General features: G+C 61.4%; 17 protein-coding genes. 9 read left to right on the top strand and 8 right to left on the bottom strand.

The window, feature by feature from the left end; all coding sequences use genetic code 11:
• Genes B9Z50_RS15885 through rsmA form a run of 3 tightly spaced genes read left to right on the top strand, consistent with a single transcriptional unit; the run spans position 1 to position 4,596 of the window.
• Positions 1-2,466: an LPS-assembly protein LptD gene (locus tag B9Z50_RS15885; protein WP_233249912.1), complete on the top strand. Its 2,466-nt coding sequence runs from the start codon at positions 1-3 to the stop codon at positions 2,464-2,466.
• Positions 2,459-3,820, top strand: a complete 1,362-nt coding sequence (locus tag B9Z50_RS15880) for a peptidylprolyl isomerase (RefSeq protein ID WP_108365733.1) — start codon at positions 2,459-2,461, stop codon at positions 3,818-3,820. Before B9Z50_RS15885 ends, B9Z50_RS15880 begins: the two co-directional genes overlap by 8 nt.
• Positions 3,817-4,596 (top strand): 16S rRNA (adenine(1518)-N(6)/adenine(1519)-N(6))-dimethyltransferase RsmA, encoded by a 780-nt coding sequence (gene rsmA / locus B9Z50_RS15875; protein WP_108365732.1) that lies wholly within the window; start codon positions 3,817-3,819, stop codon positions 4,594-4,596. Before B9Z50_RS15880 ends, rsmA begins: the two co-directional genes overlap by 4 nt.
• A 268-nt stretch (positions 4,597-4,864) precedes the next feature.
• Here rsmA and B9Z50_RS15870 read toward each other — a convergent pair whose 3' ends face one another.
• From B9Z50_RS15870 to B9Z50_RS15845, 6 genes are all read right to left on the bottom strand, one after another.
• Positions 4,865-5,290: a barstar family protein gene (locus B9Z50_RS15870; RefSeq protein WP_108365731.1), complete on the bottom strand. Its 426-nt coding sequence runs from the start codon at positions 5,288-5,290 to the stop codon at positions 4,865-4,867.
• Positions 5,291-5,318: 28 nt separating this feature from the next.
• The gene (locus B9Z50_RS15865) at positions 5,319-5,681 is read right to left on the bottom strand and encodes a ribonuclease domain-containing protein (protein ID WP_370463093.1); all 363 of its coding nucleotides are present in this window, start codon (positions 5,679-5,681) and stop codon (positions 5,319-5,321) included.
• Positions 5,682-5,887: 206 nt separating this feature from the next.
• Positions 5,888-8,257, bottom strand: a complete 2,370-nt coding sequence (locus B9Z50_RS15860) for an NADP-dependent malic enzyme (protein ID WP_370463092.1) — start codon at positions 8,255-8,257, stop codon at positions 5,888-5,890.
• A 109-nt stretch (positions 8,258-8,366) separates the two neighbouring features.
• Positions 8,367-8,993 (bottom strand): MOSC domain-containing protein, encoded by a 627-nt coding sequence (locus B9Z50_RS15855; RefSeq protein ID WP_108365729.1) that lies wholly within the window; start codon positions 8,991-8,993, stop codon positions 8,367-8,369.
• 7 nt (positions 8,994-9,000) lie between these two features.
• Positions 9,001-10,392, bottom strand: a complete 1,392-nt coding sequence (locus tag B9Z50_RS15850) for an aminopeptidase P N-terminal domain-containing protein (RefSeq protein WP_108365728.1) — start codon at positions 10,390-10,392, stop codon at positions 9,001-9,003.
• Positions 10,393-10,475: 83 nt separating this feature from the next.
• Complete coding sequence (locus B9Z50_RS15845) at positions 10,476-11,195, bottom strand: nucleotidyltransferase family protein (protein ID WP_108365818.1); 720 nt, start codon at positions 11,193-11,195, stop codon at positions 10,476-10,478.
• 189 nt (positions 11,196-11,384) lie between these two features.
• On the opposite strand from B9Z50_RS15845, the gene B9Z50_RS15840 reads away from it, so the two are divergent.
• On the top strand, positions 11,385-12,491 hold the full coding sequence (locus B9Z50_RS15840) for an aromatic ring-hydroxylating dioxygenase subunit alpha (RefSeq protein WP_108365817.1): 1,107 nt from the start codon (positions 11,385-11,387) through the stop codon (positions 12,489-12,491).
• Positions 12,492-12,493: 2 nt separating this feature from the next.
• Here B9Z50_RS15840 and asd read toward each other — a convergent pair whose 3' ends face one another.
• Positions 12,494-13,369 (bottom strand): archaetidylserine decarboxylase, encoded by an 876-nt coding sequence (gene asd / locus B9Z50_RS15835; RefSeq protein ID WP_108365727.1) that lies wholly within the window; start codon positions 13,367-13,369, stop codon positions 12,494-12,496.
• A 93-nt stretch (positions 13,370-13,462) separates the two neighbouring features.
• On the opposite strand from asd, the gene B9Z50_RS15830 reads away from it, so the two are divergent.
• Positions 13,463-14,392: an ATP-binding cassette domain-containing protein gene (locus B9Z50_RS15830; protein ID WP_108365726.1), complete on the top strand. Its 930-nt coding sequence runs from the start codon at positions 13,463-13,465 to the stop codon at positions 14,390-14,392.
• Positions 14,393-14,394: 2 nt separating this feature from the next.
• Positions 14,395-15,201 (top strand): ABC transporter permease, encoded by an 807-nt coding sequence (locus B9Z50_RS15825; protein ID WP_108365816.1) that lies wholly within the window; start codon positions 14,395-14,397, stop codon positions 15,199-15,201.
• Positions 15,202-15,280: 79 nt separating this feature from the next.
• Here B9Z50_RS15825 and B9Z50_RS15820 read toward each other — a convergent pair whose 3' ends face one another.
• Entirely contained in the window at positions 15,281-16,525 is a 1,245-nt protein-coding gene (locus B9Z50_RS15820; RefSeq protein WP_108365815.1) for a glycosyltransferase family 4 protein, read from the bottom strand.
• 128 nt (positions 16,526-16,653) lie between these two features.
• Here B9Z50_RS15820 and B9Z50_RS15815 point away from each other — a divergent pair, with 128 nt between their 5' ends.
• The 3 genes from B9Z50_RS15815 (at position 16,654) to B9Z50_RS15805 (ending at position 19,450) form a co-directional block, all read left to right on the top strand.
• Entirely contained in the window at positions 16,654-17,502 is an 849-nt protein-coding gene (locus tag B9Z50_RS15815; RefSeq protein ID WP_108365725.1) for a 3-hydroxybutyryl-CoA dehydrogenase, read from the top strand.
• Between the two features lie 94 nt (positions 17,503-17,596).
• Positions 17,597-18,403: a crotonase/enoyl-CoA hydratase family protein gene (locus B9Z50_RS15810; protein ID WP_108365724.1), complete on the top strand. Its 807-nt coding sequence runs from the start codon at positions 17,597-17,599 to the stop codon at positions 18,401-18,403.
• A gap of 27 nt (positions 18,404-18,430) precedes the next feature.
• Complete coding sequence (locus B9Z50_RS15805) at positions 18,431-19,450, top strand: serine/threonine protein kinase (RefSeq protein WP_108365723.1); 1,020 nt, start codon at positions 18,431-18,433, stop codon at positions 19,448-19,450.
• The last annotated feature ends 1 nt before the right edge of the window (position 19,451 follow it).

Here is a 19,451-nt window from a genome sequence, read left to right as displayed (position 1 = left end):
GTGCCCCTTTTTCCCGTCTCTTGCTCGCAGCCCCCAGTGGCCCATGTCCCTTTGCGGGCGGTGGTGTGGGCGGTGTTGTTCGTGTTGCAAGTGGGCGCACTGGGCGGTCCGATGGGGTTGGCGCAAGCCCAAACTCAGACGCCCACGCAGGCAGCAGCCCCTTTGCCGGAGCTGGTCTTGCGCAGCAGCCCCCTGCTGGAAGAGACCATCTCCAATCGCCAGGCGCAAGAGGGTGCGGTTTACATCCAAGGCCAAAGTTTGCGCGTGCGGCCCGATCTGGACATGGTCATTGAGGGGGAGTCCAGCCTGCGAAAGCCGGGGCTGAGCATCCAGGCTGGGCAATTGTCGTTTGACCAAAGCCAGGACGTTGTGGAAGCCACAGGCCAAGTGCGCCTGAGCCGCCCTGGCAGCTTGTTGACCGGCCCCAAGCTCAAGCTGCAGGTCGACAGTTTTCAGGGAACCCTCACTCAGCCCGAATTTGAGTTGTACAACAGCGGCGCCTATGGACAAGCCGACCAGATGGAATTTCTGGACAATAACCGCGTCATCCTTCGCCAAGCCAGTTACACCACCTGCAGACGCACGCCCGGGCCGGAATGGTTGCCGGCATGGGTACTCAAAGCCACACGCTTGAGCCTGGACGAAGAAGAGTCGACCGTTCAGGCGCAGGGGGTGCAGTTGCGTTTCCAAGACGTTCCGGTGCTGGGCATTCCCGCCGTCACGTTCCCAATGACCACAGGGCGCAAATCGGGGCTGCTGCCGCCAGTGGTCGGTATCACGACCAACAGTGGTTTTGAAGTGGCACAGCCTTACTACTTTGACATTGCCCCCAACCGCGATGCCACCGTGACCACCCACCTCATGAGCAAACGCGGCGTGGCGGTGGACACCGAATTCCGTTATTTGGAGCGGGACTACAGCGGTCAGGCCCGGCTGAACCTCATGCCCACGGACAAACAGCGCGAGCAGGCCCGCTGGGGCTGGTCCAGCCAGCACAACGGCAGTCTGGACACGGGCTTGGACAGCGTGGGGCGCATCGGCCTGGGACTGAACCTGAACCGGGTCAGCGACGACAACTATTGGCGGGATTTTCCGCGCGCTGGGCTGGTGCTGACCCAGCGCTTGTTGCCGTCCACAGGGGTGTTGAGTTGGGGTCGCGGCAACCTGAGTATGAGCGCTCAGGTCCAGCGCTGGCAAACCCTGCAAGACATCAGCGCCCCCATCACCCCGCCCTATGACCGAGCACCCCAAATCGGGCTGCGCTATGGTCAGTGGCATGCCGAAGGCCTGGACTGGTCGGTGCAGGCTGACACCACGCGCTTTGAGGCCAACTACGACCGCATCCCTTTGGCGAGCTCGGCGCAGCGCCCTGTGCTTCGCAACGGTGAGCGCAGCTTTGTGTTGGCGCAAGTCAGCCGCCCCTTTATTCGCCCGTGGGGATTTGTGACACCCAAGCTGCAACTGCATGCGACCCGTTACCAACTTGACCAGCCGCTTGATTCGGGTGAGCGCTCGGCCAACCGGGTATTGCCCACCTTCTCGCTGGACTCGGGCCTGGTTTTTGAGCGCGAGACCCAGTGGTTTGGCCGAGGCGTGACACAAACTTTGGAGCCACGCGCTTTTTATACGCGCACGCCGTTTCGGGACCAAAACCGTTTGCCGGTCTACGACAGCGGGGCCACCGATTTCAATTTGTCCACCATTTACAGCGAAGCCACCTATGTGGGCCATGATCGTTTGGCCGACAACGATGCTTTGACGCTGGGCGTGACCAGCCGGTTTTTTGATGCCAACAACGGCGCTGAAATGCTGCGTGTCGGCATGGCCCAGCGCATCCGTTTTTCGGACCAACAAGTGGTCTTGCCTAACCAGAGCGCTGTGACTGCGGGTCTGAGCGACTTGTTGCTGGGTGCGGGGGTCAGATGGGATGACCGCTGGGCGCTTGATGGCACGGTGCAGGTGAACAGTCAGACTGACCGCGTCAGTCGAACCACCTTGCAAGCACGCTACAGCCCCAGCCCGTACCGTGTTTTGAATGTGGCCTATCGTCTCAACCAAGGGGTGAGTGAACAGGTGGACTTGGGCTGGCAATGGCCGCTGAGTGACTTGCTGGGGCCGCGCGATGAGGCCACTGAAAGCGCTTGGACCCGCACAACGGGTCAAGGCCTGGGCCCGGACCGCTGGTACGGCGTGGGCCGCATGAATTTCAGCATGACCGACAAACGCTTTGTAGACAGTTTGCTGGGTCTTGAATACGACGGCGGCTGCTGGATTGGCCGCATTGCGTTTGAGCGAAACCAGAAAACCGTGGATGCGGCCACCAGCCGATTGTTGTTCCAACTCGAATTCATTGGCCTGGCCCGTGTAGGCGCTAGCCCTTTGGAAAGTTTGCGAAAAAACATCCCTCGTTACCAGAACTTGCGAGAATCCTTCATTGAACCGAGCCGTTTCCAGCACTATGAATAAACACCTGTTTCCTGTTCGCGCTTTATGGGCCGTCTGCGCTTCGGTCTGCTTGGCTGCGGCCTGGTTGCCGCTGAGTGTGTCCGCCCAAAGTACGGCACCTTCTGTACCGAGTCCGGTGGCCATTCGCTCGGCTGACTTCATCGTCGCCGTGGTCAATTCCGAACCGGTGACCAACCGGGAAGTGCAAACCTTGGCCTTGCGCCTGCAGCGCGAAGTGCAGGCGCAAGGCCGCCCGCTGGATGCCGCCGAGGCCAAGCGGCTGGCTTTGGAGCAACTCATCACCGACAAGGCCCAAATCCAACAAGCTCGCGATGCGGGCATCGTGATCGACGAAGAGGCTTTGGACCAAGCCGAGGCGGGTGTGGCCAGCAACAACCAACTCACGCGAGAAGCCCTGCGCCAGCGTTTGCAGCAAGATGGCGTGGCCTTGACCACTTTCCGCGAACAACTGCGCAACCAACTCTTGTTGAGCCGTGTGCGCGAGCGCGAGGTCGAAGCGCGCATCCGCATCAGTGACATCGAGGTTGAGCAGTTCTTGCAAGAACAACTCAAGACCCTGGCGGCGCGGGCTCAGGTTGAGTTGAACCTGGCCATGATCCTGATCGCCGTGCCGGAAAACAGTTCCGAAGCTCAAATCCAGCCGCTGGAGGCTCGGGCGCGTGATGTGGCGCGTCGCGCACGCAGTGGCGAGAATTTTGCCGAGTTGGCCAAGTCCTTCTCGCAAGCTGCGGACCGGGGGGCCAATGGCGGCACCATGGGCTTGCGCCCTACCGACCGTTACCCGGAACTGTTTGTACAGGCCACCGCTGCTGTGCCGGTGGGCGGTGTGGCCGATGTATTGCGCTCAGGTGCCGGTTTTCATGTGCTCAAAGTGCTCGAGCGCCAGCAGGCCCCTGCCACTTTGACGGTCACGCAAACCCGTGCGCGGCACATTTTGCTGCGCCTGAGTCCGCAGCTGACCCAGGCTCAGGCGCTGGCGCAGCTGAGCGCCTTGCGCCAGGACATCGTTTCGGGCAAGGCCGATTTTGCGGATGCGGCCAAACGTCTGTCGCAAGACGGCAGCGCTGCGCAGGGCGGTGACCTGGGCTGGGCAAGTCCGGGCATGTTTGTGCCCGAGTTCGAGCAGGTCATGAACCGCTTGCGCCCCGGCCAGGTGGCTGAGCCGCTGGTTTCGCGCTTTGGGGTGCACCTGATTGAGGTGACCGAACGGCGCGATGCCCCCATGAGCGATGCCGAGCAGCGTGCGCTGGCGCGCAACGTTTTGCGAGAAAAGAAACTCGACGAGGCCTATGTGGCCTGGGCTGAGGATGTGCGTGGGCGCGCCTACGTCGAGATGCGCGAGCCTGTCCAATGAAGCACATTGCCCGCAAACGCTTTGGCCAACACTTTCTGACGGATGGCGGCATCATCGATGCCATCGTCGACGCCATTGCGCCGGTGGCCGGTCAGCCGATGGTCGAAATCGGCCCTGGTCTGGCCGCGCTCACACAGCCCTTGGTCGAGCGCCTGGGCCATCTGACGGTGATCGAGCTCGATCGCGACCTGGCCGTTCGCTTGCGTGAACACCCGCAGTTGTCGGTGGTCGAGTCGGACGTGCTCAAGGTCGATTTTCGGGCGCTGGCCGCACAAATGCTGGCCAAGGCCACGGCGGCTCCTTTGGGCAAAATTCGCGTGGTCGGTAACCTGCCCTACAACATATCCACACCCATCTTGTTCCATTTGTTGGCGCAGGTTGACGTGATCGAAGACCAGCATTTCATGCTGCAAAAGGAAGTGATCGATCGGATGGTGGCCCAACCGTCGACCTCGGACTACAGCCGTTTGTCGGTCATGCTGCAATGGCGCTACGACATGGCCAATGTGCTGTTTGTGCCGCCTGAGAGTTTTGATCCGCCCCCGCGTGTGGACAGTGCTGTGGTGCGCATGGTGCCGCTGGCCCAGCCACCCGTGCTGAACGTCAAAACCCTGGAAACCCTGGTGCAGGTGGCCTTCAGCCAGCGTCGCAAAATCTTGCGCAACACCTTGGGCAAATGGCTCGACGAAAAGGGCTTTGCCGGGCAGTTCGATCTGCAGCGTCGCGCCGAAGAGGTGCCCGTGGCCGAGTTCGTGGCTTTGGCCCAAGCTGTCTGACGCGTCGGGGCATTGCCGCCCCAAAGAAAAAGCCCGTCAAAGACGGGCTTTTTTGTGACTTGCCGCGGGCGCGGCTCAACGCGGCATCAGGCGGCTGCGAGCCAATAACCTGCGTTGAATGGGCTGCTCATGCGCAGCGCCAAAGGCGAGACGTCCACCAGTTTGTCGGTGGGCATTTTTTCGCCTTCTTCCATCGATTCGGCCATCACGGCGTCCTCGGTTTGTGCCTCATTCGCCCGTCCTGCTTGGCTGTTTTGCGCAGAACGGGCTACAGAAAAGAATAGAAGCATCGGAAGGGTATCTTCCGGTCTCCCCAGTAATCGGCCGTGTCGCGGAAGATGTCGAGCAGTTGCTCGCGGGCTTCCTTGTCAAATTTGACATGTGCGGGAATTTGCTCCAGCACCACAATGAAGCCAGGCTGTGGGCCCGACTTGTGCAAAGGGTCGGTCATGCAGTCGTACAAGGCATCAAAGTTCTTGCCAAAGTGCGAGGGCAATGTGAATTGCGCGCCAATCAAGTCCAGCACATCTTGTTTGCTCTGGGCTTCGGCCAGGTTGGCATACAAAAAGTGGTGGCCCAGTCCTTGGGCGGCTTCTTGCAAATCGCTCACGCGGTAGGCGCGAATCGACTGCACGATGTTCGACCGCACGCCCTTCAGGGGCGGCTCTTGGTCTTGACGTGTCGGGATGTCCATCTCCGTGGTCTTTCTTGAAAACTAAAAATCAGGGTCTGTCGACAATCAAGCGAAAGCTCGCGTAATGGTCTTCGGTGTAATAACAGGCTTTCGGTTCTGACGGCACTGGGCCACCGCAGACAATGCGACGGGCTCCACGGTGACGCACGCCGGGTGTCCTGACGGTGTATTCGCGGTAAAAACCCCTTGCCTCGCGTGGCAAGAGCCGCTCGCGATTGCCAAAAACCGTACCGTCCTTTTCGTAAGGAAAAGGACCGCCCTTGCGGATTTTTTGGTAGGTTGTCTGGCCTTCACGGGGCAGTTCAGTGACCAACAATGTGGACTGAGTTTGTGCCGCTTGGGGTGAGCGCGCTTGCACCAAAAATGTGCATGCCAGCAAAATAAAGCCCATCAGCATGGCGAACCACCACCGACGGGCTACAGATCTTTGTGACACCCTCATGAATACACCTTTCAGGAGCATCCGGGTTTACCCGAAAACTCGAAGGCGTTAGTGTGTATCAAATGCGATAAAAATGCAAGTGATTGCCCATTAAACAGGCAAAGACAATTTGTTCATTTTTGCCTGCATGTGAGTGCACACACCTGCGGTGTGGTTCAGCGGGCTGCGTTTGCATCGGCCACGGTAAGCGCCGTCATGTTCACAATCCGCCGAACCGTGGTGCTGGGCGTCAAAATGTGCACCGGCTTGGCCGCGCCCAACAAGACTGGGCCTACAGCGATGTTGCCGCCCGCAGCTGTTTTGAGCAGGTTGTAGGCAATGTTGGCCGCATCGATGTTGGGCAGAACCAACAAGTTGGCATCTCCCACAAGCGTGCTGTTGGGCATGAGTGACTGCCGAGCGGCGGCGTCCAAGGCTACATCGCCGTGCATTTCACCGTCTACTTCTAGCCAAGGTGCATTTTGGCGCAGCAAGTCCAGCACATCGCGCATCTTCACGGCGCTGGGTTGGTCAGACGAGCCGAAATTGGAGTGTGAGAGCAACGCCGCCTTGGGTTGGATGCCGAAACGGCGCATTTCTTCTGCGGCCATGATGGTGAACTCGGCCAACTGCTGGGCCGTTGGGTCGTAGTTGACATGGGTGTCCACCATGAACACTTGGCGGCCCGGTAGCATCAAACCGTTCATGCAAGCGTAGGTGTTCACACCTTTGCGCTTGCCCACCACCTGGTCGATGTAATTCAGGTGCATCGGGTTGGTGCCCCAAGTGCCGCAAATCATGCCGTCCACGTCACCTTTGTGCAGCAACATGGCGCCAATGAGTGACAAGCGTCGGCGCATCTCGATCTTGGCGATCTGCTGGGTGATGCCCTTGCGTTCGGTCAAGCGGTGGTAGGTCTGCCAGAAATCGCGGTAGCGGTGGTCGTCTTCCACGTTCACGATGTCGTAATCCAGCTCTTCTTTCAGACGCAGGCCGAATTTTTCGATGCGCTCGGCAATCACGGCCGGGCGACCAATCAGGGTCGGGCGGGCAATGCCTTCGTCCACCACGATCTGGGCCGCACGCAGCACGCGCTCTTCTTCGCCCTCGCTGTAGGCGATGCGCTTTTTCAGGGCGCGTTTGGCGGCTGTGAAGATGGGCTTCATCATGGTGCCGGATGCATACACAAAGCCCTGCAGCTTTTCTCGGTAGGCATCCATGTCGGTGATGGGGCGGGAGGCGACGCCGGAGTCGGCCGCAGCTTGTGCAACCGCTGGCGCGATCATCATCATCAGGCGCGGGTCGAAAGGTTTTGGAATCAGGTACTCAGGGCCAAAAGCCAAGGGTTCGCCTACATAAGCGGCCGCCACCACTTCGCTTTGCTCGGCTTGCGCGAGCTCGGCAATCGCGTGCACAGCGGCGATTTCCATCTCCAGCGTGATGGTGGTGGCACCGCAGTCGAGTGCGCCCCGGAAAATATAGGGGAAGCACAGAACGTTGTTGACCTGGTTGGGGTAGTCGGTGCGGCCCGTGGCCATGATGGCGTCGTCGCGCACGGCTTTGACGTCTTCGGGGTTGATTTCCGGGTTGGGGTTGGCCAACGCAAAGATCAAAGGCTTGGCCGCCATTTTCTTGACCATGTCTTGCTTGAGCACGCCGCCTGCCGACAGGCCCAGGAACACATCGGCCCCTTCAATCACTTCGGACAGGGTGCGCTGGTCCGTCTTTTGCACGAACTGGATTTTGTCCTCGTCCATCAGCTCGGTGCGGCCTTCGTAGACCACGCCGGCCAGGTCGGTGACCCAAATGTTTTCACGGGGGATGCCCAGCTTGACCAACAGGCCCAGGCAAGCCAAGGCCGCAGCGCCGGCGCCCGAAGTGACCAGCTTGATCTGTTGGGGGTCCTTGCCCACGACCTTGAGGCCGTTCAAGATGGCCGCGCCCACCACGATGGCGGTGCCGTGCTGGTCGTCATGAAAGACCGGGATCTTCATGCGCTCGCGCAGCTTGCGCTCGATGTAGAAGCAATCGGGTGCCTTGATGTCTTCGAGGTTGATGCCGCCAAAGGTCGGCTCCAGCGACGCGATGATTTCGACCAGCTTGTCCGGGTCTTTCTCGTTGATTTCGATGTCGAACACATCGATGCCCGAGAACTTTTTGAACAGCACGCCCTTGCCTTCCATGACCGGCTTGCTGGCCAGCGGGCCAATGTCACCCAGGCCCAGCACAGCGGTGCCGTTGGTCACCACCCCCACCAAGTTGCCCCGGCTGGTGTACTTGAAGGCATTGGCTGGGTCTTTGACGATTTCTTCGCAGGGGGCTGCCACGCCAGGCGAGTAGGCCAAGGCCAGATCGTGCTGGTTGACCAGCTGCTTGGTGGCCGCAATGGCCACTTTCCCTGGGGTGGGGAACTGGTGGTATTCCAGGGCGGCTTTGCGCAACTGGGCACGTTTTTCTTCGGCTTGGACCTTGTTGGTCATGGTGGGGCTCCGTTGTAGGGAAGTGCTGTCAGGTGGGCAGGGGTTTGGCCACCTGGGGGTGTTGATGAATGGATGGTTCTGAAGTCAGCCAATGGCCAATATTTTCATTGTAGGCGTGGCAATGAACCACTGGGGGTGAGGTAATGCCCCTCTCAAGTGAGTTGGCTTTTGACTTTTACGCACAAATCGAGCCGTTCCAGCGCAGGTGCTTCCAAGCCTTGTGTTGCAAAGCCTGCGCCACGCTGACCGAGCGTTGCCCTGGGATGATTTGAAAAGACGCACCGGCTTGCAAACGGCCCGTTTGGTCCACCGCCAAATAAAAGCCGCAGCGCCCGCTTTGCACCATGTCTTTGGCGGCCAAGGCATAACCCATGACAGCGTTGAATTTGCCGCAAGGCTCGCGCGGCTGGGTCACGCGCAAAACCACGTCGCCAAAGTCCAGGCGGTCACCCACATAAAGGTCTTGTTCGAGAATGCCTTGCAGGCTCAGGTTCTCACCCAAGTAACCCGGCGCCAAAGCTTCTTCAAACATGGTTGCGCCCCGAGCTTGGCGCTGCGCCTGCCACCAAAGCAGGTGTTCTGAAGGCAAGGCATAAACCGCCTTGCTCAGGCCCCCATGCACCGACAAGTCGGCCTGTTCGTCACCGGCCAGCCCCAAAACCCCGACCTCGATGGGGCACGAGACCGTGGTTTTGCCAATGGCCGACACCAGCTTGCGCCCACCGACAAGGAGGGGGCGAACCTGACCTGTCTGTAGGGAGCGCAGCGTGCCCGAACCAGTGGGCAGCGAACTCGGCTGCATGGGCGCTTCAGCCTCGCATCAGGGCTTCGATCTCGTCGGCCTTGACCGGCACACCCCGTGTGATCAGCTCGCAACCGGTTTCGGTCACGATGGCATCGTCTTCGATGCGGATGCCGATGTTGTGGAATTGATCGGGCACACCGGGTGCAGGTCGGACATACAAGCCCGGCTCGATGGTCAGCACCATGCCCGGCTGCAGGATGCGGCTGGGGCGGTCCTTGATCAGCTCGCCACTGAGTGGGTCCTTGCGCTCACTGACCTGGCCCACCTGCGAGGGCTCCACATAGCTGCCGCAGTCGTGCACGTCCATGCCCAACCAGTGGCCGGTGCGGTGCATGTAAAACTGGAAATAACTGCGGTTGGCGATCACGTCTTGTGCGTTGCCGACCTTGTTCTTGTCAAGCAAGCCCACATCGAGCAGGCCCTGCGCCAAGACCGCTACGGTGGCTTCGTGTGGGTCGACAAAACGGGCACCCGCCTTGGTGGCGGCCACAGCCGCGTCTTGTGAAGCCAGCACCAAGTCGTACAAAGCGCGTTGCGGCCCGGTGAATGTGCCGTTGGCGGGGAAGGTGCGGGTGATGTCGCTGGCGTAGCCATCGAGCTCGCACCCTGCGTCGATCAGCACCAAGTCGCCGTTTTGGATCAAGGCGGTGTCGGCGCGGTAATGCAGCACGCAGGCATTGGCCCCGCCCGCCACGATGGAGCCGTAAGCCGGGTACTGCGAACCGCTTTGGCGGAACTCGTGCAGCAATTCGGCATCCAGGTGGTATTCACGCACCTCTTGGCCCGCACGCAGCATGGCCGCGCTGCGCTGCATGGCGCGAATATGGGCGCGGGCGCTGATGGTGCTGGCGCGGCGCATGATGTCTTGCTCGTGCGCATCTTTGACCAGGCGCATCTCGTCGAGCAAGCTGCACAAGTCACGCTGCTGCTCCGGGCACAAAGCGCCGTAACGCACCCGCGCACGCACCGACTGCAACCAGCCGTTCACCAGGCTCTCCAACCCATGGTGGATGGCAAAGGGGTACCAAACGGTGCTGCGGTTTTCGAGCAGTTTGGGCATGTGCGCGGCCATTTCCCCAATGGGCAAAGCCCGGTTCACGCCCAAAGCAGCGGGTGCCGCGTCTGGCCCCAAACGGATGCCGTCCCAAATTTCGCGCTCCAGGTCTTTGGGCTGGCAAAACAGCGTGCACTCACCCTCGGCGGTGATCACCAAACTGGCATGCGGCTCGGTGAAGCCGGTCAGGTAATAAAAGTAGCTGTCGTGCCGGTACAGGTAATCGCTGTCGCGGTTGCGCTGGCGCTCGGGCGCGGTGGGGATGATGGCGATACCGCCTGCGCCCAGTTGGGCGGCCAGGCGAGCACGGCGTTGGGCGTAAAGCAGGGTGGTGTCGGTCATTTGGAGAACAGTCCCATAAGAAGATGCCATTATGTTCGTTGCCCTTGGGTGGCGAATGGCCACACAGTCACCCGGGTGCCTGATCAGGCGCTGCTGCCGTTGAGCTGAGCCAGCCGCTCAGGTGTGCCCACGTCGGTCCAGTCGCCCTCATACACCTCGCCTGACACCAAACCCCGGTCCATGGCCGCACGCAGCAACGGGGCCAGCGCCAGCGCCACGCCTTCGGGATTGCCAGTGGGCAGACCGCAGTCGGCAAAAAAAGCCTTTTTGTACAGGGCCACGGTGCTGAAGGTGTACGCGCAACCGGGGCTGCCTTTGGGCAAGTTGAGCACCTGGCCCGTCGCTGACAGGCCAAAGTCGCCGCCCGGGTTGTGCCTGGGGTTGGGCACCAGCCACAGGTGGGCCAGCGCAGCGCTGGCGGCAAAGCGCTGCATGGCCTGCTGTGTGAACATCAAATCAGGGGCAAACACGTCGCCTGCCACCACCCAAAACACCTCATCGAGCTGGGGCAGGGCCCGCACGATGCCGCCTGCGGTCTCCAATGCGCGGCCAAAATCCTGGCCTTCGTGCGAATAGCGGATGTGAATCTCTGACACGCCGGGCCACTGGATGTGCTCACCCAAGTGCGCCGGGAACTGCTCACCCAGCCAGGCGGTGTTGACCAGCTGCTGCACAAAGCCGCCCCGGGCCAGGGCCTGCATGGGCCAGTGCATGAGCGGCTGGCCGCGCACGCGCAGCAAAGGTTTGGGGGTCTGGTCGGTCAGGGGGCGCATGCGCTCGCCGCGACCGGCGGCCAACACCATGGCCTGGGCGGGCGCCCAGGTGCACAGCGATGGCGCTTGAGAGGGGTGGTTCAATGAAGTCGGCATCCCCGGATGTTGCCACGGCTGCAGGCGCTCCCGGGACAGCCCATGCCAAATGCCACGCCCTAAACTGCAGCGTACATGCCATTCGCAGCCGATGCGCCAGGCCGACCCCAGGAGACAGACCCCATGACACGCCCCCACATCAGCGTCATCACCGCAGCGCAAAACGCCTCACAGCGCCTGGCCGATCGCCACACACCTTTTGTCATGAACGACTGGTACGTGGCCGCCTTTGGCGAAGAGATCAAGGACCAGTTGTTGGCCCGCACGCTGCTGGGTCGGCGGTTGGTGTTTTACCGTGCCGGTGACGGCCGCGTGGTGGCGCTGGAAGACCGCTGCCCGCACCGCTCGATGCCGCTGTCAGCCGGCACGCTGGAGCAAGACACCATCGTGTGCGGCTACCACGGCCTGCGGTTCAACACCGAGGGCGACTGCATCGAAGTGCCTTCGCAGTCGACCTGCCCGCCCAACATGGGCATTCGGGCCTACCGCACCATCGAACGCGGCGCGGTGGTCTGGATCTGGATGGGTGAGGCCGATCAGGCCGATGCGTCCAAACTCCCTGCGCAAGATTGGATGGCCGATGTCCAGTGGGAGCGCTCGCAAGGCTATTTGAGTTTGCAAGCGAACTACGTGCGACTGCACGAAAACTTGCTGGACCTGACGCATTTGAGTTTTTTGCACGCCAAAAGTTTTGGCACGCCCGATTACGCCAAGGCGGCCTTTGAAAGCGTCATCGGCGATGGCCAATTTGCTTTGCTGCGCAACGTGGTGCCCACCACCTTGCCGCCTGTGTGGGGCATCCCGACCGGGTTGACGGGCCAAGGCCAAGCCGCCCGCATCGTGCGCTCCGAGTTCCGCAGCCTGGGGCTGCACGAGGTCTCGGTCACTTTTTACGATTGCCACCTGCCGGAAAATGGGCCAGAAGGTGCGCGCCCGCAGTTTCGCATCCGCACCGCCCACATGCCCACCCCTGAGACGGCCACCAGCACGCATTACTTCATCGTGCACGGGCGCGACTTTGCGCAAGATGACCCCCAAACCACCCGCTTCATGCACGACCAGTTGTTTGTGGCTTTTCAGGAAGACGTGGACGGCCTGGCCCTGCAGGAGATGGCCTTGGCCAGCACCCCGGCCGAGGATTTGTACGAGTTTTCTGTGGCTGCGGACGCCCCGGCAGTGGCCATGCGCCGCTACGTGTTGGCGCGCCAGCTAAAAGAAGCCAAGGCCTGACCTTACCCCGCTGTTGAGCGCAACGCCCCCATGGCCTCGCCCATGACGATGGGGCGGGTCGGGGTCCAGTCGGACTTGAACTGCATCACTCCCTTAGGGAACAGCATCACCACGGTGGAGCCGAGCAAAAAGCGCCCCATCTCCTCGCCTTGTGCCAGGGTGATGTTGCCCATCTCGTAGGTCCATTCGCGCACTGTGCCCGGGCGCGGCGGGTTGACCACGCCGTGCCACACGGTGGCCATGCTGCCCACAATGGTCGCGCCCACCAGCACCATCACGAAGGGGCCGTGGGCGCTGTCAAACACGCACACCACCCGCTCGTTGCGGGCAAACAAACCCGGCACGCCGCGTGCCGTGGTCGGGTTGACCGAGAACAAATCGCCTGGGACGTAAATCATGCGCGTCAGGCGCCCCGCGCAAGGCATGTGGATGCGGTGGTAGTCGCGGGGGCTCAGGTAAAGCGTGGCAAATTCGCCGTTCTCAAACTGAGCCGCCAGCGCCGCATCGCCGCCCACCAGGGCGCGGGTGCTGTAGCCGTGGCCCTTGGCCTGGAAGACCTGGTCGCCCACCACCGGGCCGCACTGGCTGATGGCCCCGTCCACCGGGCTCACAAAAGCCTCTGCCGCGATGGGCCGGGCGTCGCCCCGCAGAGGGCGGGTGAAGAATTCGTTGAAGCTCTTGTAGCTGACCGTGTCCGGGTTGGCGGCTTCTGCCATGTTCACGTTGTAGCGCTTGACAAACCAGTTGATGATGGCCGTGGTCGCGCCGCCCCACTGACTGCCCGCCACCCAGCCGGCAAAGGCGGTCAGGGCTTGCTTGGGAATCAGGTACTGGGGCAAGACCGCCAGGCGGTCCGAAAAAGAAGGGGAACTTGACATGAAGGGGCCGCAGGCGCGGTACAGAAGAAGGCCCTGATTTTATCGGTCACCTGCCCAGCTGCTCAGGCATGCAGTCAAGGGCACAATCCGGGCATGAATACCCCCTTGCTTTCGGTCGATCATTTGGTCAAATGCTACGGCGATGCCACGGTGGTCAACGACCTGTCATTTCACATCAACCCTGGCGAATGCCTGGGCGTCATCGGCCCCAACGGTGCGGGCAAAACCACCACGCTGCGCATGTGCTTGGGTTTGTCCGAGCCTGACAGCGGCGACATCCGCTATTTCGATGGCTTGCAAATGCCCCGTGATGCGCTGGCCATCAAAGCCCGTTTGGGCGTGGTGGCCCAATCGGACACGCTGGACCCGGACTTCACGGCGCAAGAGAATCTGCTGGTCTTTGGCCGCTATTTCGGCTTGCCCGATGCTGTGATTCGCGAGCGCATTCCGCAGCTGCTCGAATTTGGCGCCCTCAGTCACAAAGCCAAGGCCAAGCCCGGCGAGTTGTCTGGCGGCATGAAGCGGCGCCTGAGTCTGTCACGAGCCCTGATCAACCACCCGCAGCTCTTGATGCTGGACGAGCCCACCACGGGCCTGGACCCTCAGGCGCGCCACCTCATGTGGGAGCGCCTGCAGGTGCTGCTGCAAGAAGGCAAATCCATCTTGCTGACCACCCATTTCATGGACGAAGCCGAGCGCCTGTGCAGTCGCCTCTTGGTACTGGACCAAGGTCGCAAGATCGCCGAAGGCAAGCCCCGCGACCTGATCGCCGAGCACCTGGAGCCCGAGGTGGTCGAAGTGTTTGGCCAAGGCGCTGTGGCGCTGGCGCAAGAGGCCAGCTTGAAAGCCCTGGCGGGCCGGGTCGAGGTGAGTGGGGAAACCGTTTTCTTCTACACCCAAGACAGCCGCGCCCTGATGAATGCGCTGCAGGCCTGGCCCGCGCTGCGCACCTTGCACCGACCTTCCAACCTGGAAGACTTGTTTTTGAAATTGACCGGACGCCAGATCCGAGAGGAAGGCTGATGATGAGTCAAATTCAAAACAACATCTGGGCCGCGCCCCGCCTGTCCATGCGCTGGTGGCCCGTGTTTCAGCGCAACTGGCTGGTCTGGAAAAAGCTGGCCATCCCCAGCCTGGTGGGCAACATCGCCGAGCCGCTCATGTGGTTGGTGGCCTTTGGTTATGGGCTGGGGGCCCTGGTGGGCCAGATCGAGATCGGCGGCGAGAAGGTGCCCTACATCCTGTTTTTGGCCAGTGGCAGCATCTGCATGAGCGCGATGAACGCGGCGACCTTTGAGGCGCTTTACTCGGCGTTCTCGCGCATGCATGTGCAAAAAACCTGGGACGGCATCATGAACGCCCCGGTGCGGCTCGATGACGTGGTGCTGGCCGAAATGCTCTGGGCCGCGTTCAAGTCATTGTTCAGCGTCACGGCCATTTTGGTGGTGATGCTCGCTTTGGGCATCAGCCACAGCTGGAAGCTGCTGGTGGCCTGGCCTGTGCTGCTGGGCGTGGGCATCACCTTCAGCTGCATGGCGCTGATCTTCAACGCGCTGGCCAAAGGTTACGACTTCTTCACCTACTACTTCACCCTGTTCCTCACGCCCATGATGTTCCTTTCGGGCATCTTCTTCCCGCGCGAGCAACTGCCCAGCTTTGTGCGCGCGATCGCCGACTGGCTGCCGCTGTCGGTGGCGGTCGATTTGGTTCGCCCGCTGTTCTTGGACCGCTGGCCTGACCAAGCGTTGCACCATGTGTTGGTGCTGGCGGGGTTTGCAGTGGTGTCGTTCTGGATTGCGCTGGCGTTGACCCGGAAGCGGTTTCGGAGTTAAAGCGAAAGGCTATTGACTTCGGCAGCAACTGGTTGTGGACTCAATTTTGTCAACGATGTCGACAAAATTTTGTGAGATGTTAATTCCTTGTTAATCCCTCTACCCACGCCATCTGCCCTGGCAAACACCGGGTTTCTAAATCGTAGTGTTCCACGGCAAATGAACGAGCCTGCGCGCCCAGCCGCGCCCGCTCTGCGGGGTTCTTGCACAAGTCGATCACCTGCTGTGCCAGTGCCGCCGGGTCAAAGAAGTCCACCAGTTGCCCGGTCTCGCCGTGGCGAATCGCTTCGCGCACAGGGGCGGTGTTGCTGGCCACGATGGCGCAGCCTGCGCTCATGGCTTCGAGCAAGCTCCAGCTCAGCACAAAGGGGTAGGTCAGGTACACATGCACCGTGGACACCTGCAACACGCGCAAAAAGTCTGCATAGGGCACCTTGCCCACAAAGTGCACGCGTGACAGATCCAGCTCGTCCTTGACCTCGTTCAAAAAGATATCGCGCCAGGTGCGCGCTTTGCCATCGGGCCCGGGCGGTGGTGCAGCGCCGTAGCTGACCTCGTTGCCGCCGATGATGACCACACGGGCCAGGGGTCGTGCTTTCAGGATGGCAGGCAGAGCCCGCATGAACTGGTGGTATCCGCGATAGGGCTCCAAGTTACGGTTGATGAAGGTGATGACTTCGTTGCTGCGGTCCAACTGCAAAACGCCTTGCTGCGTTTGCACGCGGATGCTGGCCTTCGCATCGGGCTTGACCAGATCGGTGCAGATGCCATCGTGGATCACGGAGATGCGCGAGGTAAAAGGCTCAGGGAACAACGACGCCTGCCAGTGCGTGGGCGCAATGCCCGCGTGCGCACGCGCAAAGTGCAGCTCGTAGTTGGCGTTTTTCATCTGTAGGCGGCACGCGTTGTCGGTGTCTGGGTTGCCGAACTCCGGGTCAAAGCCCACGTCCGCTCCTTGGTGCTGGTAGAAAAATTCGCAATAAATGCCCAGCCGTGCTTGGGGCCAGACTTGCAGCAAAAAAAGGCTTTCGCCCCAACCGGGGTGGGCCACGATCACATCGGGCACAAAGCCTTGTTCGCGAAGTTTCATGGCGGCTTGCCAAGTGGCTTCGCCACGCAGGGTTTTGGTGTCCAAGTCGGCCAGCCAGCGGTGCGTGCCTTGTCCGGTGCGTCCCGTGACGGCATATCGCACCAGTTCTACGCCAGGCACCGGCGGGCAGGCGTTGATGTGCAAGGCCACCACGCGGTGGCCTTGGCTTGCCATGGCAGGGGCCAGGTGTTTGAACTGGCCAGGGAAATTTTGGTGGACAAAAAGGATGTTCATGGGGTGGCTCTTGGGCTTGAATGATCGCATGTCCACAGGTTGTCAGGGAGCAGTGGAGTCGGCCCGGTAAGATGGCAGCTGAACCCCATTTATTCCGTTCTTTACCCCGTTTTCAAGGAAGTACAGCGATGAGCATTCAAACCGTAGGCATCATTGGCGCAGGCACCATGGGCAATGGCATTGCACAGGCGTGTGCGGTGTCGGGCATTCAGGTGGTGATGGTCGATATCTCGGACGCGGCCGTGGCCAAGGGCGTGGCCACGGTGGGCAAAAGCCTGGACCGCTTGGTCAACAAAGAAAAGATCACCGAAGCCGACAAGGCTGCAGCGCTGGCCCGTATCCAAGGCTCCAGCAACTACGATGACTTGAAAAGCGCTCAGTTGGTGATCGAAGCTGCCACCGAAAACCACGAGCTCAAGGTCAAAATCTTGAAGCAACTCGACGCCCTGCTGGCCCCCGACGTGATCATCGCGTCCAACACCTCGTCGATCTCGATCACGCAACTGGCTGCCGCCACGCAACGTGCCGACCGTTTCATCGGCATGCACTTTTTCAACCCCGTGCCGATGATGGCACTGGTGGAAATCATCCGTGGCCTGCAGACGAGTGACGCCACGCACGACGCGGTGCACGACATGGCGCTGGCGCTGGGCAAGACCCCCATCACCGTGAAGAACGCCCCCGGCTTTGTGGTCAACCGCATTTTGGTGCCCATGATCAACGAGGCCTTCTTTGTTCTGGGCGAGGGCCTGGCCGAAGCCGAAGCCATTGACGCGGGCATGAAGCTCGGCTGCAACCAGCCCATTGGCCCGCTGGCGCTGGCCGACATGATCGGTCTGGACGTGTGCCTGGCCGTGATGGAGGTCTACCTCAAGGAGTTCGGTGACAGCAAGTACCGCCCCAGCCCTCTGCTCAAAGAAATGGTGGCCGCTGGCCGCCTGGGCCGCAAGACCGGCCAGGGCGTTTACAAGTACTGAGTGTCAGCGGATGAATCGGGGCTGGCCAAGCCAGACTCCGAGACTGTCGCGTTCGTGAACGCGAAACGGCCAGTCCGACCTCTAACATGGTGTCATGAACACCACCCCCCATCCCGAAGGCCAGATCGACTGCACCGTGCACGGCGCAGTCCTTCAAATTTGCATCAACCGCCCTGCCAAGCGCAATGGCTTCACGCCCAAAATGTTCCGCGAATTGGGTGAGGCGTACTCCCGGCTCGACGACGACCCCGCCTTGCGGGTGGGCGTGCTGTATGCGGCGGGTGCGCATTTCACGGCCGGGCTGGATTTGCCCACCATCGCGCCGCTCATGCAGCGTGGCGAAAAGGCGGTGCCGCTGGGATTGGTCGATCCGCTCAACCTGGGCATGGACGGCTACCGCCGGCGCACCAAACCCATGGTGGTGGCGGTGCAGGGCATCACCTACACGCTGGGCATCGAGCTGATGCTGGCGGCTGACATCGTGGTCGCGGCCGATGACTGCCGGTTTTCTCAGCTGGAGGTGCAGCGCGGCATCATGGCCACGGGCGGGGCCACGCTGCGCATGGCCGAGCGCGCTGGCATGGGCAATGCGCTGTTGCATTTGCTCACGGCCGATGTGTTTGACAGCGCCGAAGCCCTGCGCCTGAACTTTGTGCAAAAGGTGGTAACCGCTGATGGCCTGTTGGCCGAGGCCATGCGCATTGCCGCGCAAATCGCCGCCCAGGCGCCGCTGGCGGTGGTGGCCACACGGCAAAACGTGCTCAAAGCGGTGGAGCATGGTCCGCTGGTGGCCATGCACGACTTTTTGCCGGTGCAGCAGCGCTTGTCGCGCAGCGAAGATGCGGCCGAGGGCGTGCGCTCATTTGTGGAAAAACGCGCGGCTCGTTTTACCGGCAAGTAGGCGTCGGGCGTGCGCCACAATCGGTGCATGACCGAACCCCACGCCTTGCACCCTTACGCCGAACTCACCCCCGACCGGGTGATGGACGCCCTGACCGAGCTGGGCCTGTGGCCCGACGGCCGTTTGCTGGCGCTCAGCTCTTACGAAAACCGCGTGTACCGTGCGCACCTGGACGAACCCGTGCAAGGCAGCGCGGCGGTGGTGCTCAAGTTTTACCGGCCCGGCCGCTGGAGCCGGGCACAAATTCAGGAAGAACACGACTTTGCCGCCGAACTGCTGGCAGCCGAAGTCCCTGTGGTGCCGCCCCTGGTTTTGAACGGCCAGACCCTGCACCAAAGTGCGGGCTTTGATTTTTCAGTGAGCCCTTTGCGCGGCGGCCGAACGCCCGAGTTGGATGATTTTGAAGTGCTCGAATGGATCGGCCGTTTTTTGGCCCGCATCCACACCGTGGGCGCGGCCAAGCCTTTTGCGCACCGGCCCACACTCGATGTGCAGACCTTTGCCCTCGAGCCTGCCGAGTGGCTGCAAACGCACCAGATGATCCCACTGGAGGTCGAGCGCGAATGGCGCGAAACCTTTGCTGAGGCACTGGCCTTGGTGCAAGAAAAAATGGCGCAGGGTGCAGCAGACCGTCGCCTGATTCGCCTGCACGGCGACTGTCACCCGGGCAATATTTTGTGGACCCCGACCGACTTGCCCGGCGGTGGACCGCACTTTGTGGACTTGGACGACGCCCGCATGGGCCCGGCGGTGCAAGACCTGTGGATGCTGCTGTCGGGTGACCGTGCGCAGCGCACGCAGCAACTGTCGGCCTTGCTCGATGGGTACGAGCAAGTGCGCGACTTTGACCGCGCCGAGTTGCGCCTGATTGAGCCCTTGCGCACGTTGCGCTTGATCCATTACAGCGCCTGGCTGGCGCGGCGTTGGGAAGACCCGATTTTTCCGGTCAACTTTCCGTGGTTTGGCACGCCTGACTATTGGCGCGGCCAGGTGTTGATGCTGCAAGAGCAAATCGAGCAGATGCAGGAAGAGCCACTCAGCGTGTGAG

This window comes from Limnohabitans sp. Bal53 (assembly GCF_003063355.1).
Lineage (GTDB): Bacteria > Pseudomonadota > Gammaproteobacteria > Burkholderiales > Burkholderiaceae_C > Limnohabitans_A.
This window is presented reverse-complemented; position numbering and strand designations above follow the sequence as displayed.

Coding starts and splice junctions, on each gene's coding strand:
- B9Z50_RS15865 (WP_370463093.1), bottom strand. CDS start 5,681: ATGGGCTTTATTTTGCTGGCATGCACATTTTTGGTGCAAGCGCGCTCA.
- B9Z50_RS15870 (WP_108365731.1), bottom strand. CDS start 5,290: ATGGACATCCCGACACGTCAAGACCAAGAGCCGCCCCTGAAGGGCGTG.
- B9Z50_RS15805 (WP_108365723.1), top strand. CDS start 18,431: ATGACCGAACCCCACGCCTTGCACCCTTACGCCGAACTCACCCCCGAC.
- asd (WP_108365727.1), bottom strand. CDS start 13,369: ATGTCAAGTTCCCCTTCTTTTTCGGACCGCCTGGCGGTCTTGCCCCAG.
- B9Z50_RS15880 (WP_108365733.1), top strand. CDS start 2,459: ATGAATAAACACCTGTTTCCTGTTCGCGCTTTATGGGCCGTCTGCGCT.
- B9Z50_RS15850 (WP_108365728.1), bottom strand. CDS start 10,392: ATGACCGACACCACCCTGCTTTACGCCCAACGCCGTGCTCGCCTGGCC.
- B9Z50_RS15810 (WP_108365724.1), top strand. CDS start 17,597: ATGAACACCACCCCCCATCCCGAAGGCCAGATCGACTGCACCGTGCAC.
- B9Z50_RS15825 (WP_108365816.1), top strand. CDS start 14,395: ATGAGTCAAATTCAAAACAACATCTGGGCCGCGCCCCGCCTGTCCATG.
- B9Z50_RS15845 (WP_108365818.1), bottom strand. CDS start 11,195: ATGGTGTTGGCCGCCGGTCGCGGCGAGCGCATGCGCCCCCTGACCGAC.
- B9Z50_RS15855 (WP_108365729.1), bottom strand. CDS start 8,993: ATGCAGCCGAGTTCGCTGCCCACTGGTTCGGGCACGCTGCGCTCCCTA.
- rsmA (WP_108365732.1), top strand. CDS start 3,817: ATGAAGCACATTGCCCGCAAACGCTTTGGCCAACACTTTCTGACGGAT.
- B9Z50_RS15820 (WP_108365815.1), bottom strand. CDS start 16,525: ATGAACATCCTTTTTGTCCACCAAAATTTCCCTGGCCAGTTCAAACAC.
- B9Z50_RS15830 (WP_108365726.1), top strand. CDS start 13,463: ATGAATACCCCCTTGCTTTCGGTCGATCATTTGGTCAAATGCTACGGC.
- B9Z50_RS15815 (WP_108365725.1), top strand. CDS start 16,654: ATGAGCATTCAAACCGTAGGCATCATTGGCGCAGGCACCATGGGCAAT.
- B9Z50_RS15840 (WP_108365817.1), top strand. CDS start 11,385: ATGACACGCCCCCACATCAGCGTCATCACCGCAGCGCAAAACGCCTCA.